12 protein-coding genes are annotated in these 12,615 nt (G+C 64.8%); 4 read left to right on the top strand and 8 right to left on the bottom strand.

The genetic code is table 11. The features are described 5' to 3' along the window. Nucleotides 1–3 precede the first annotated feature (3 nt). Both ACEWPL_RS05945 and ACEWPL_RS05940 read left to right on the top strand, forming a co-directional pair. Nucleotides 4–807 carry an HpcH/HpaI aldolase/citrate lyase family protein gene (locus ACEWPL_RS05945; RefSeq protein ID WP_393934108.1) on the top strand — a complete coding sequence of 268 codons (804 nt, stop codon included), beginning with the start codon at nt 4–6 and terminating at the stop codon, nt 805–807. Continuing rightward, nucleotides 804–2,294 carry a fumarate hydratase gene (locus ACEWPL_RS05940; RefSeq protein ID WP_393934106.1) on the top strand — a complete coding sequence of 497 codons (1,491 nt, stop codon included), beginning with the start codon at nt 804–806 and terminating at the stop codon, nt 2,292–2,294. Before ACEWPL_RS05945 ends, ACEWPL_RS05940 begins: the two co-directional genes overlap by 4 nt. Before the next feature lie 21 nt (nt 2,295–2,315). On the opposite strand, the gene ACEWPL_RS05935 is transcribed toward ACEWPL_RS05940, so the two are convergent. From ACEWPL_RS05935 to ACEWPL_RS05900, 8 genes are all read right to left on the bottom strand, one after another. Continuing rightward, nucleotides 2,316–3,065 carry an SDR family oxidoreductase gene (locus tag ACEWPL_RS05935; protein ID WP_393934104.1) on the bottom strand — a complete coding sequence of 250 codons (750 nt, stop codon included), beginning with the start codon at nt 3,063–3,065 and terminating at the stop codon, nt 2,316–2,318. Between the two features lie 10 nt (nt 3,066–3,075). Beyond that, nucleotides 3,076–4,527, bottom strand: coding sequence for an aldehyde dehydrogenase family protein (locus ACEWPL_RS05930; protein ID WP_393934102.1), 1,452 nt, complete (start codon nt 4,525–4,527; stop codon nt 3,076–3,078). Then, nucleotides 4,527–5,207 (bottom strand): ABC transporter ATP-binding protein, encoded by a 681-nt coding sequence (locus tag ACEWPL_RS05925; protein WP_393934100.1) that lies wholly within the window; start codon nt 5,205–5,207, stop codon nt 4,527–4,529. Before ACEWPL_RS05925 ends, ACEWPL_RS05930 begins: the two co-directional genes overlap by 1 nt. Beyond that, a complete protein-coding gene (locus tag ACEWPL_RS05920) occupies nt 5,207–5,953 on the bottom strand; it encodes an ABC transporter ATP-binding protein (protein ID WP_393934098.1) in 747 nt (248 codons plus the stop codon). Before ACEWPL_RS05920 ends, ACEWPL_RS05925 begins: the two co-directional genes overlap by 1 nt. After that, on the bottom strand, nt 5,950–6,906 hold the full coding sequence (locus ACEWPL_RS05915) for a branched-chain amino acid ABC transporter permease (protein ID WP_393934096.1): 957 nt from the start codon (nt 6,904–6,906) through the stop codon (nt 5,950–5,952). Before ACEWPL_RS05915 ends, ACEWPL_RS05920 begins: the two co-directional genes overlap by 4 nt. Before the next feature lie 13 nt (nt 6,907–6,919). After that, nucleotides 6,920–7,825: a branched-chain amino acid ABC transporter permease gene (locus tag ACEWPL_RS05910; RefSeq protein WP_393934094.1), complete on the bottom strand. Its 906-nt coding sequence runs from the start codon at nt 7,823–7,825 to the stop codon at nt 6,920–6,922. Between the two features lie 135 nt (nt 7,826–7,960). Further along, a complete protein-coding gene (locus ACEWPL_RS05905) occupies nt 7,961–9,247 on the bottom strand; it encodes an ABC transporter substrate-binding protein (protein ID WP_393934092.1) in 1,287 nt (428 codons plus the stop codon). 66 nt (nt 9,248–9,313) lie between these two features. Next, nucleotides 9,314–10,279, bottom strand: a complete 966-nt coding sequence (locus tag ACEWPL_RS05900; RefSeq protein WP_393934090.1) for a cyclase family protein — start codon at nt 10,277–10,279, stop codon at nt 9,314–9,316. 201 nt (nt 10,280–10,480) lie between these two features. Here ACEWPL_RS05900 and ACEWPL_RS05895 point away from each other — a divergent pair, with 201 nt between their 5' ends. Further along, nucleotides 10,481–11,605 carry a zinc-dependent alcohol dehydrogenase family protein gene (locus ACEWPL_RS05895; protein ID WP_393934088.1) on the top strand — a complete coding sequence of 375 codons (1,125 nt, stop codon included), beginning with the start codon at nt 10,481–10,483 and terminating at the stop codon, nt 11,603–11,605. 66 nt (nt 11,606–11,671) lie between these two features. Further along, on the top strand, nt 11,672–12,607 hold the full coding sequence (locus ACEWPL_RS05890; RefSeq protein ID WP_393934086.1) for a LysR family transcriptional regulator: 936 nt from the start codon (nt 11,672–11,674) through the stop codon (nt 12,605–12,607). Nucleotides 12,608–12,615: the final 8 nt, after the last annotated feature.

Genomic DNA, 12,615 nt, shown 5'->3' with positions numbered 1-12,615 from the left:
GCGATGCCCAGCCCGACCGACCAGATGACCCTGACCCTTTTCGTGCCTGCCGACCGTCCCGAGCGGATTGCCAAGGCCGCAGGCGCAGGCGCCGACGCAGTGATCGTCGATCTGGAGGACGCGGTGGCGGCGGAGGCGCGCGAGGCGGCCCGCGCCGGTCTGGCCGAGGCGCTGAAAGGCGTGGAGGCACCGCTGATCCTGCGGATCAACGCGGCAGGAACGCCTTGGCACAAGGACGATCTGGCCGCGGCGGCGGCCCTTCCGCTCAGCGCCGTGATGCTGGCCAAGGCCGAGACGGGCGAGAGCTGCGCCCATGTCGGGCGCGCCACGGGCTTGCCCGTGATCGCGCTGGTCGAGACGGCGCGCGGCATCGCGAACCTCGGCGAGATCGCGGAGGCGACTGCGCGGATGGCCTTCGGCTCGATCGACTATGCGGCGGATCTGGGGATGGGTCACACGCGGCAATCCCTGCTCAGCGCCCGCGCGGCGCTGGTTCTGGCCGCGCGGCTGGCGGAGCAGCCTGCCCCGCTTGACGGGGTCACGACCGCCACCCGGGATGAGGCGCTGATCGAGGAGGATTGCCGCCACGCCGCCGAGATGGGCATGGGCGGCAAGCTGATCATCCACCCGGCGCAAATCACGGCGGCGCGCCGCGGCTTTGCGCCGTCAGAGGATGAGGTGACATGGGCAGGCCGTGTGCTGGAGGCCGCAACAGGCGGCGCTGCGGTGCAGATGGACGGCGCGATGATCGACGCGCCAGTGATCGCCCGCGCCCGCCAGATCATTGCCCGCGCAGGTGCAGCATGAGCGCGCGCATCCTCGAGGCTGACCTGATCGCAAGCATCGCGGATGCGCTGCAATACATATCCTACTACCATCCGTCGGATTTCATCGCAGCGATGGCCGATGCCTATCGTCGCGAGCAAAGCCCCTCGGCCAAGGCCGCCATCGCGCAGATCCTGATCAATTCGCGCATGTGCGCCATCGGGCGGCGCCCCATTTGCCAGGATACCGGCACCGTGAATGTCTTCGTCGATATCGGCGTCGAGGCGCAGACCGACTGGACACTACCCCTGCAGGATATGGTGGACGATGCGGTGCGGCAGGCCTGGCAGCTGGACACGAACCCGCTGCGCGCCTCGGTCGTGGTCGATCCTCTGGATAGCCGCAAGAACAGCGGCGACAACACGCCCGCGATGATCCAGACCCAGATGGTTGCAGGGGATGCGGTGCATGTCACCGTCTCGGCCAAAGGCGGCGGGTCGGAGAACAAGACGCAATTCGCGGTGCTGAACCCTTCGGCCAGCATCGCCGATTGGGTGGTCGAGCGTGTGGCGCAGATGGGCGCCGGCTGGTGCCCGCCCGGCATGCTGGGCATCGGCGTCGGCGGCAGCGTGGACAAGGCGATGGCGATGGCCAAGGCCGTACTGAACGAGCCGACCGACATCACCGATCTGCGCGAGCGAGGGCCGCAAAGCAAGGTCGAGGAGATGCGGCTGGAGATCCTCGAGCGGGTCAATGCCCTCGGGATCGGGGCGCAGGGGTTGGGTGGGATCACCACCGCGCTCGATGTCAAGATCGCCACCTTCCCCACCCATGCCGCCTCGATGCCGGTCGCGCTGATCCCCAATTGCGCGGCAACGCGGCATGTGGAATTCACACTGACCGGCAATGGCCCGGCGGAATTCACGCCGCCCGACCTCTCGCTCTGGCCCGAGATCGAAGGGCAAGGGCCAATCGGGCGGCGCCTGTCGCTCGATGATCTGTCGGACGAGGTGCTTGCGGCGCTGAAACCGGGCGAGACGCTGCTTTTGTCCGGCACGCTCTACACGGGCCGCGATGCGGCGCACAAGCGCATGGTCGAAACGCTGCGGGTTGGCGGCACCCTGCCCGTCGACCTGAAAGGCCGCGCGCTATATTACGTGGGCCCCGTCGATGCGGTGCCGGGCGAAATCATCGGCCCTGCCGGCCCGACGACGTCAACCCGGATGGACAAGTTCACCGAGGAAGTGCTGGCCGCGACCGGCCTCAAGGTGATGATCGGCAAGGCCGAGCGCGGCGCGGAAGCGATCGAGGCGATCCGCCGCCATGGCGCGGTCTACATGATCGCCGTCGGCGGCGCGGCCTATCTTGTGAGCCAAGCGATCAAGGCGGCGCGCGTGGTGGCCTATGATGATCTGGGCATGGAGGCGATCCGCGAATTCACAGTCGAGGACATGCCGGTGACCGTCGCGGTGGATACGCGCGGGAACTCCATCCACGAAACAGGCCCGCGCCAATGGGCACGGGCCTGACTTCAACACTTTGGCAATGATCTAGATGGTCCGCCCGCCATCGACCTCCAGCACGACACCCGTAATGAAATCGGCATCGCCCGACGCCAGATAAAGCGTCGCATTGGCGATGTCGCGCGCCTCTGACAGGCGCCCCATCGGCACGGTCGCGATGAACTTCTTGCGGTTTTCGGGCGTGTCGGGCATGCCCATGAACTGCTCCAGAAGGCCGGTCGCGCCCATAACGGGGGCCACGCAGTTGACACGGATCTTGTCCGGCGCCAGCTCGACTGCCAGTGATTTCGTCATCAGGTTCACCGCGCCCTTGGACGAGTTGTACCAGGTCAGACCGGGGCGCGGCCGGATACCCGCGACCGAGCCGATATTGATCATCACGCCGCCACCCTGCTCGCGCCACATCGGCACACAGGCCTTGGTCATGTGAAAGATCGACAGCACGTTGACGTCGTAGATCTTGCGGAATGTCGCCTCGTCCGTCTCCATCAGGGGGCTGTTCTTGTTGGTCCAGCCCGCGTTGTTGACGACAATATCGAGGCCGCCGAATACGTCGGCGGTCTGCTTCACCGCATCCGCGACTTGCGCGCCGTCCGCCACGTCACAGCCGATGGCGATGGCGGCATCGCCGAGGCTTGCCGCCACGTCTTCGGCGCCCTCTTTGTTCAGATCGACAATGGCGACCTTGGCGCCTTCTGCCACGAAAAGTTCGGCGATCCCCTTGCCGAAGCCCGATGCCGCACCTGTGACCAGTGCCGTTTTTCCTCTTAGTCTCATGGCATTATCCTCAATCGTGCTTGTTGATGATCGTCTTGATGTGGGAAAACTCCAGAAGCGCGGCAAAACCCTTCTCGCGGCCATGGCCGGACTTGCGCACCCCGCCGAAAGGCAGCTCGATCCCGCCCCCCGCGCCGAAGCCGTTGATATAAACCTGCCCCCCGCGCAGCTTTTTCGCCACGCGCTGCTGGCGCCCGCCATCGCGGGTCCAGATCGAGGCCATGAGGCCGTATTCAGTATCATTGGCGATGCGGATCGCGTCCGCCTCGTCCTTGAAGGTCATGACGCACAGGACGGGGCCAAAGACCTCTTCCTGTCCAATCTTCGACTGCGGATCGACTGGCCCGAAAAGCGCAGGCGCCACGAAATAGCCGCCCTCGGGGGCACCTTTGCGCACCGTGCCGCGTGCGATCAGCGGCGCATCTGCGCCGTCAATATAGGCCTCCACCCGCTTTTTCTGGCGCGCGGAAATAACCGGGCCAAGGACGGCCTCCTCGGCAAGGTCCGATGCCTCAATGCCCTCGAACCGCTCTTTCAGCCCCGCGACGACCTTGTCGTAGACGCTTTCCTGAATGAGGATGCGCGACCCGGCCGAGCAGGTCTGCCCCGCATTGGCGATGATCCCACCCACCAAGAAGGGCAGCGCCGCCTCGATATCGGCGTCCTCGAACACGATCTGCGGAGATTTTCCGCCCAGTTCCAACGTGCAGGCAATGTAGTTCTTCGCCGCCGCGATCTGGATCATCTGGCCCACCTCGGGCGATCCGGTGAAGGCGATGAAATCGACGCCGGGATGCTCGCTCAGCGCCTTTCCCGCGACATCACCGCGGCCAGTCACCACGTTGATCGCCCCGTCCGGAAAGCCGACCTCGCCCGCGATCTCGGCAAGGCGCAGGCAGGTCAGGCAGGCATCCTCGGCGGGCTTCAGCACCGTTGCGTTGCCCATCGCCAGCGCGGGCGCCAGCGACCGGCCGAACATTTGCGACGGGTAATTCCACGGGATGATGCAGGCGATGACGCCGTAGGGCTCGCGCACGACCTGCACGTTATAACCCGCCATGAAGGGTATGACCTCGCCGTGGACCTTGTCGGCGGCGCCGCCGTAGAACTCGAAATATCGCGCGCAGGCGGCCATGTCGGCGCGGGCCTGTTTTAGCGGCTTGCCATTGTCGCGGCTCTCCAGCTGGGCCAGCTCTTCGGCCTCGTCCAGAATGGCAAGGCTCATCTTCTGCATCAGGCGTCCGCGCTCGGCAGCGGTCAGTTGGCCCCATGCGCCGGTGTCGAATGCGGCGCGGGCGGCGCGCACGGCGGCGTCCACATCCTCGGGCTGGGACGCGGCGATGGTGGTGAACACCTCGCCGTCCAGCGGCGAGCGCACGTCCATTTCATCACCCGACGCGGCGGGCATCCATTTGCCACCGATGAGGTTCAGCGGTTTTGGCAGGATTGTATCTTTGGGCATCAGGCCTCTTCCTTCTTGTCGTCCAATGAGCCTTCGGCGACGGCGCCGCGCTCGATCACGAAGGTCTGGCTGGCGAAGCCGCGCAAAAGCGAGGGGTTCGATTCAGTGATGATCAGCGTCACGTTCCTGTCGCTATCACGCAGATCGCGCAGCGCGTCGGCATAGCGTTTGGCCAGCGCGGGGGCGAGGCCCTGAAATGGCTCGTCCAGCATGATCAGCTTGGTGCCCAGCATCAGCGCGCGGCCCAGCGCCACCATCTTGCCCTGCCCGCCCGACACGTTCCCGGCAGGACGGCCCGCCATCTCGCGCAGCTCGGGCAGGATGTGGTAAACGCGGTCCAATCGTTTTTGCGTGGTCTCGGCGTCCAGCTTGGCGACCTGCGCGGGCAGCAGGATGTTCTCCTCGACCGTGAAGGCGGAAAAGAGGCGCCGATCCTCGGGCGCGTAGCCAATCCCGAGGGCGGGGCGTTTGGCCGGAGTCATCTCGGAGATATCCTGACCATCAAAACGGATCTCGCCGGTGACATTGGTAAAGCCCATGACCGAGCGCAGGAGCGTCGTCTTGCCCGCACCGTTGCGCCCGATCAGCGCGACAGTGCCAGATGCTGGAATAGTGAATTCCAGACCGCGCAGAATGGGGATATTTCCGATCGAGGCGTTGGCATTGTGAAAGCTCAGCATCAGGCGATCTCCCCGATCACGTCACGGATCACGTCGGGATGCGCCAGCACCTCTTCGGGCGTGCCGCGCATTTCGATCTTGCCCATGTTCCAGACGGCCACCTCGTCGGCGTATTTCTCGACGATGCCCATGTCATGCTCGACGAAGACGGCGGTGACCTCGGCCTCGGCCAGTGCCTTGACCAGAATTTCCATCACGCCGAATTTCTCCGAGCTGGCAACGCCCGATGTCGGCTCGTCCATGAGCAGCAACTTGGGCTTCAGCGCCAGCGCGACGGCAATGTCGATCAGCTTGCGCTGGCCTTCGGACAGCTCGTCCACCTGCCGATGGGCGACATCGGTGCAGTTGATCATGTCCAGCAGGTGCATCATCTCGGACCGTTGCCGTCGGTCCTTCAGCGCGCGGATCGGATTGATCAGCCGGTCCCGCGCGCCAGCGGCAATCAGCAGGTTTTCCAGCGCGGTATGCTCGGTGAAAAGCTGCGGGATCTGAAAGGCGCGGGCGACGCCGCGCCGCGTAATCTCGCGCGGGCTGAGCGGGGTGACGTCGCGGCCCTCGAAATAGACCTTGCCCTTGGCCGGTTTAAGCCAGCCGGTGCAGATGTTGAGGAAGGTCGTCTTGCCCGCCCCATTGGGGCCGATGATGGCAAGGTTCTTGCCCGCGTCGATCTGGATCGAGATATCATCGGCGGCCACAACGCCGCCAAAGCGGATTTCGAGCCCCTTGGTTTCCAGCAGATGACTCATTCGCCCTCCTCCTTCTTGCCGGCGATGCGGTCCATCAGGCTGTTATAGATCCCGGCAATGCCACCCGGCGCGAAAAGGATGATAATCAGTAGGAAAGTGCCCAGCACCATCTGCCACACATCGCCCGCAAAGGCCGAGGCGTAGGTGCGCACGATCTCGTAGATCGCCGCGCCCACAAGCGCGCCAGGCACCGAGCCGGCGCCGCCAAGGACCGCGATGAACACCATCTCACCCGAGCGGATCCAGTAGGCGTATTCCGGCGTCACAACCCCCTGCACCAGACCCATGAGGATGCCCCCGGTGCCGCAGAGCAGGGCCGACAGCACATAGCCGTTCAGCATCACGCGCTGCGGCGACATGCCCAGGTACTGCAGGCGCGTCTCGTTCGTCTTGATCGTCCGGAACAGCTGTCCCAGCGGCGAGTCGAGCCAGCGCATCGCGAACCAGCCAAGGCCCAACGCCATCGCCAGCGCCAGATAGAACATGACCAGTTCGTAATTGCCGCGTTCGAGATCCATCCAGAGGACGGTGGGGCGCGGCAGGCGCATCCCGTCGGCGCCGCCGGTATAGTGGTAGAACTTTTCAAGGATCGACCAGAAGATCATCGAAAAGGCGAGGTTCAACATCGCGAAGAAGATGAACCGGTAGCGCGCGACGAAGAGGCCGACAATAAGGCCCGACAGGACCGCGGCAAGCATCCCCAGCACCAGCACGACCACCAGATCGGCGCCCGGCATCAGCATCAGCGCGAACGCGCCGCCATAGGCCGCGATGGCGAAGTAGAGCGCGTGACCGAAGGACACCTGACCGCTGCGCAAAAGGACGGTGATGCCCATGACGGCGATCCCCTTGGCCAATGCCAGCGTCAGCAGCACCTGCAGCGTGGGCGCGGCGAAAGGCACCGAAGCCAGCAGGATCAGCAGAATAGCGGGGATGATGAAACGGATCGACATGGCCTCGCCCCTCTCAGATCTTGCGCGCCGACGGGCTGCCAAAGAGCCCTTCGGGGCGGACCAGCAGCACGGCGACCATGATGAGATAGGGAACCAGAACCTGCGTTTCGGGCCAGACATAGACGGCGAAGGACCGCCCGAGGCCGATGAGCAGCGCGGTCAGCGCGGCGCCCTCGATCTGGCCAAGGCCAGCGGTGGCGACAACGGCAAAGCTGAGCACGATCATGTCGGCCCCGATGCCCGGCAGGATCGACGTGGTGGGCGAGGCCAGCGCGCCGCCAAGGCCCGCAAGGCCCGCACCCACGATGAAGGTCAGAAGAAACACCTTGTCGGCGTCGATGCCGATGGCCTGCGCGGCCTCGCGGTCCTCGGTCGTGGCCAGGATCAACTTGCCCGCGATGGTGTGCCGCAGGAAAAACCGCAGCCCGAACAAGAGGCCGATCGCCACCATCGGCAGCAGGATCAGCTGATAGACGGTGTAATTGACCGAGAAGGCGCGCACGTTCCCCAAGAGCTGAAGCGCCGAGGACTGAAAGATAGGTTGGGTGCCCCAGATCAGGCGCTGCACGTCCTCGAGGATCATGAAGATCGCGAAGGTGACCAGCAGCTGAAGCACCTCGGGCTTGTGATAGATGCGCCGCAAGAGCAGCCATTCCAGCGGGCCGCCAAGGACCACGCCGATCAGGATGGCCGAGACCAGCATGCATGGAAAGGCGAAGATCGGCGGCAAACCGGCTGAAAGGACGAATGTCGTCAGCGACGCCGTGAGGTAGGCGCCCATCGCATAAAGCGAGCCATGCGCGACATTGAGGATGCGCATCACCCCGAAGATCAGCGTCAGGCCGACGGCGACGATAAAGACGAGCGCCGCATAGGCGATACCGTCGAACAAGGCGAGCAGGAACAGGGTCAGGTTCATGAGGGTCCACTGTGTAATCTGGCGGCGAAGGAGGGCGGCGGTGTGGCGCCGCATCATCCGGGCGCGGAGTCCGGGCGGCGGGGGTGCGAACGGGGCCTCCGACTGGCGAAGGCCCCGGCTTTTGATGTCGCGCTATCAGTTCTCGTAGGAGTCTACGGTCAAACCATCCAGCCACGCCTGATCCAGCGTGCCGACCCAGGAAACCGATTCCTCGCCCACGGGCGTCGTCAGTTCGGAGCCGTCGAAGATCATGATGTTCTCCAGCGTGGCGAAGGGAAGCTCGCCGCCCTGAACAGACATGCCCAGGAGCTGTGCCTCGATACCCTGATGATCCTCACGCAGTGTGACGGGACGGCCCAGACCCTGGAATTCCAGCCCGGCCATCGCCTCGATCACCTGATCTTCGCTGGGCCAGTTGCCGCCATTGGCCTCGGCCGCCTTGTCATAGGCCGCCTCAAGCGCGGCAAGGCCCTGGCTCATGTGGAAGACAGGGTAGATCGCCTTGGCGCCGGTCTTTTCCTCGAACTTCGCCATGAACGATTTGAAGTCCTCGTCATCGCGCCGCTCGGGGTGGTTCCAGTAGTGATCGCCACGGGCGCCCACGATATGGCCCGCAGGCAAGGCCGAGCCCAGACGCTCGAGCGAGCTTTCGGCCAGCGGCAGAACGAACATCGAAGTGTTGGTCAGGCCGCGCTGCGACGCCTGCTGAACGAAGGTGTCCAGATCGCCGCCCCAGGAGGTGCTGAGGATCACGTCAGGCTGCAGGGCTTGCAGGCGCGAAATCTCGGTCGAGAAGTCGGGCGAGCCGAACTTGGGGAAGAACTCGCCCACCACTTCGACACCGGGCTTAAGCGCCGTGAGCGCGGCGCTGAAGATGTCCCAGCTGTCCCGGCCCCAGGCATAGTCCTGATTGACCACGGCGATGGTTTCGAAATCGGGATTGGTTTTCAGCAGATACGCAACTGTCGCCAGCATTTCTGTGCCGGCATGGGCCTGGCTGCGGAAGACGTAGTTGTAATCGGCTTCCTCGAAAATCTTCTGGGTGCCGCAATCCCACATGATGTTGATGACCTTGAGGTCCTCGGCCAGTGGCGCAATCGTCTTGCAGTTGCCGGAAGAGATTGCTGACAGCATCGCATCGGCGCCATTTTCGACAAGGCGGCGATACTCGGTGGTCAGCGTCTCGGTGCCCGCGCCCTCGTCGACGAAGGTCAGCTCCAGCGGAACGCCCTGTATGCCGCCATTGGCGTTGATATCCTCGGCCATGATCTCGGCCGCGTCGCGGGCAGGCACGCCAAAGACCGACGCGGGGCCGGTCAGAAAAGTTGTGACGCCGACTTGCAGCTTCTCGGGCTTGTCCTGCGCAAGCGCCGCCAGCGGCATCAAGGCGCAGGCCGCAGTGGCCATAAGCAGTTTCTTCATTGGTTTTCTCTCCCCTTTTTTATGAATTTCGGGCGCCGCACGGGTGGCGGCGACCCGAACGGTTGATCAGCGGATCGCGATCGGATTGATGATCATCTGAACAGCGCCCTTGATGCGCGCCTGCCCCAGAACGAACAGGAATTCATGCACACCGTCGGCTGCCAGCTCGCGCGTATCCATGTTTTCCAGAATGTAGATGCCATGCTCGGGCTGCAGGATCTGGTGCACGCGGAACGCCTGCCCCTCCTCCTCGGCGGGCACAACCTCCATGCCCCAGGTATCCGCCCCCACGGCCATCACGCCCAGCGATGCCAGATATTCGCCCCCGCTGACGCCAACCCCCGGCTCTTTCGCGCCAAAGCGCTCGGGATCGGGCGCCTCGCCGTCCAGCAGGTTCATCCAGTTGGAGTTGAAGAGCACGACATCACCCTCGCCGATGGTGACGCCCTGCGCCTCGGCGGCGGCCTTGATGTCTTCTTCGGTATAGGGCGTGCCCTCTTCGACCATATCGACGCCGAAATGCTTGGCCATGTCCAGCATCACACCGCGGCCCACAAGGCCCGGCAGCTTTTCGAGGCCCAGCTTGCTGAGGCCCGCGGCCCCGGCGAATTCATCGTCGGTATGGCCGTTGTAATACATGTGATCGACCCCGGCATGGCCAAGGCCGTCGATCTGCGGGCCGATGCCCAGCCAGCCCATGAAGATGTCGTCATTATAGGTAAACGCATTGTCGCCCAGGCCGCTGGTCGAGACTTGGTTGGGCTGAAGGACCGTCACCGACAGGCTGCGCGGCGGAAAGGCGGGCGTGTCGCTGCCCACGATCATGCCAAGGCTGTAGACCTTCCCCTCGGTCACGAGGCCCGCCGCGGATTTGACCCGCTCGGGCGTCATCGTGTTGGCGGCGCCGATCTCATCCTCGGCGCCCCAGGGCGATTTGGTCCAGTCGGGCTTCGCCGCGTCCTGCGCGACTGCGCCGGTGCCGATGAAGGCGGCAAAAGCCGCAATGGCAGCATTGCGTGCGGTAAACATCATCAATCCTCCTCCCAAAGGTGCGATGGCAATCAGCATACGCGTGATCCTCCCAGCGGCACTAATAGTTTGTGCCTTCCCCAGCCATAGCGTGAACCTATGCCTTTTGGAGCTTGCGGGCCTTTTGCATTACTCTGGCAAAGGGCATGAGTAGTCTGGGCCGTAGCCGCCACGCCGCAGGCCACGAAAATGGGAGAGGTCACCATGAAAATCACCGCAGCCGTGCTGATGCGCGACGGAATCACCGAGAATTTCGCCAAGGAAGCGCCGCTGGAGGTGCGCGAGGTCGATCTGGCGCCGCCGGGCCGGGGCGAGGTGCTGATCCGCATGGGCGCAGCGGGCGTCTGCCACTCGGACCTGTCGGTGATCAACGGCACACGGCCCCGCCCCCTGCCGATGGCGCTGGGGCACGAGGCGTCGGGCTATGTCGAGGAGGTCGGCGAGGGCGTCGATGACCTGAAGCCGGGCGATCATGTGGTCTGCATCTTTGCCCCCGGCTGCCGTCAATGCACCCCCTGCGCCGAAGGGCGCCCGGCCCTTTGCGAGCGGGCGGCCAAGCATCACGGCGTGGGCGAGCTGATGACCGGCGCGCGGCGCCTCACGATGGATGGCCAGCCGATCAATCACCATGTGGGCGTCTCGGCCTTTGCCACCCATGCGGTGATGGACCGCCGCTCGCTCGTCAAGGTCGAGCATGAGCTGCCCGCGCACATATCCGCCTTGTTTTCCTGCGCGATGCTGACCGGGGCGGGGGCCGTGTTCAACACGGCGCGCATCCTTCCGGGCCAGACGGTGGCGGTGATCGGCCTTGGCGGTGTCGGCCTTTCAGCGGTTCTCGGCGCGGCGGCGGCGGGCGCGGGGCGCGTCATCGCCATCGACCCGTTCGAGTCCAAGATGGAGGCGGCGCGCGGCATGGGCGCGACCGACTGCATCAAGGCAGATGGCGACACCATTCAGGCGGTGCGCGACCTCACGGGTGGCGGCGTCGACTGCGCCATTGAACTCGCCGGATCAGTCAAGGCGCTGGAGACGGCCTATGAAATCACCCGCCGCGGCGGCCTGACCGTGACGGCGGGCCTACCCCACCCCGATCAGCGCATGGCCCTGCCCGCGCTGAAACTGGTGGCCGAGGAGCGGACCCTCAAGGGCAGCTATATCGGCTCCTGCGTGCCGCAGCGCGATCTGCCGCGCATGTTCTCGCTCTACGAGCAGGGCAAGCTGCCGGTGGAAAAGATGTTGAGCCACCGGGTCCGCCTCGACGAGATCAACCTGGCGATGGACCGGCTGAACGATGGCAGCGCCATCCGCCAGATCGTCGATTTCGACTAGGCGGCAATCTTGACAATCCCATAGGCGGCCCCTTTAGCTTAACCTCCGCGCTAAAAGGGCCTGCCTATGGATATCCGCCAGCTTCGCTATTTCATCGCCATCGCCGAGTCCCCCTCGCTGTCCGTCGCGGCCAGCACGCTGGGCGTGGCGCAGCCGTCGCTGTCGCAGAACGTGGTTCGCATGGAGGAAGAGTTGGGCGTGCGCCTGGTCGAACGTAGCCCGCGCGGCACGGTGCTGACCGATGACGGCACGCTTTTCCTGAAACACGCGCGCAATGTCTGCGCCGCGTTCGAGGATTGCCTAGATGAAATGCGCGAGGCGGGCGGCGCGCTGCGCGGCAAGGTGGGTTTTGGCATGCCGCCTTCGGTTTCGATGGTTATGGCGGTCCCGCTGGCCGAAACGGTGCGCGTCGAATTCCCCGATCTGCGCCTGCAGGCCATCGAGGCGATGAGCGGCTATATCAAGACATGGATCGACGATGGCACGGTCGATATCGGATTCATCTACGACCTCGCCAAGGCCGATCATTTCCGCACCATCCATGTCCTGAACGAGCGGCTCTTCTTCTTCTCTGCGCCCGATGCCTGGCCGCTCGACACGCCCCCCGGCACCCCCGTGCGCCTGCGCGATCTGCAAAAGCTGGAACTGATCCTGCCCAGCCCGTCCCACGGCCTGCGCCGCACGATCGAGGGGTACGCCCAGCCGCGCGGTGTGCAGCTGAACGTCACGATCGAGATGGACGCGATGACCCAGATCAAGGAGCTGGTGGCGCGCGGATCGGGCTACGCAATCTTTGCCCCCGCCGCCGCGCATGATTTCGTCGCGCGCGGCGATCTGGTCAAGGCCCCGATCTGCGAGCCCGACATGGTGCGCCCCGTCTACCTTGCCACCAACCCCGCCCGCAAAAGCAGTCGCGCCTGCCATGCCATCGCGCAGGTCACGCTGGACGTCGCGCGCGACCTTGTGCAGCGCGGCATCTGGGAGGGCGAGCTGGAGGCATAGGGCGCCCC

Origin of the sequence: Roseovarius roseus (assembly GCF_043355935.2) — a bacterium.
Taxonomy (GTDB): domain Bacteria; phylum Pseudomonadota; class Alphaproteobacteria; order Rhodobacterales; family Rhodobacteraceae; genus Roseovarius; species Roseovarius roseus.
Note: the sequence above shows the minus strand (reverse complement) of the source record. Positions and strands in the feature narration are given on the sequence as shown.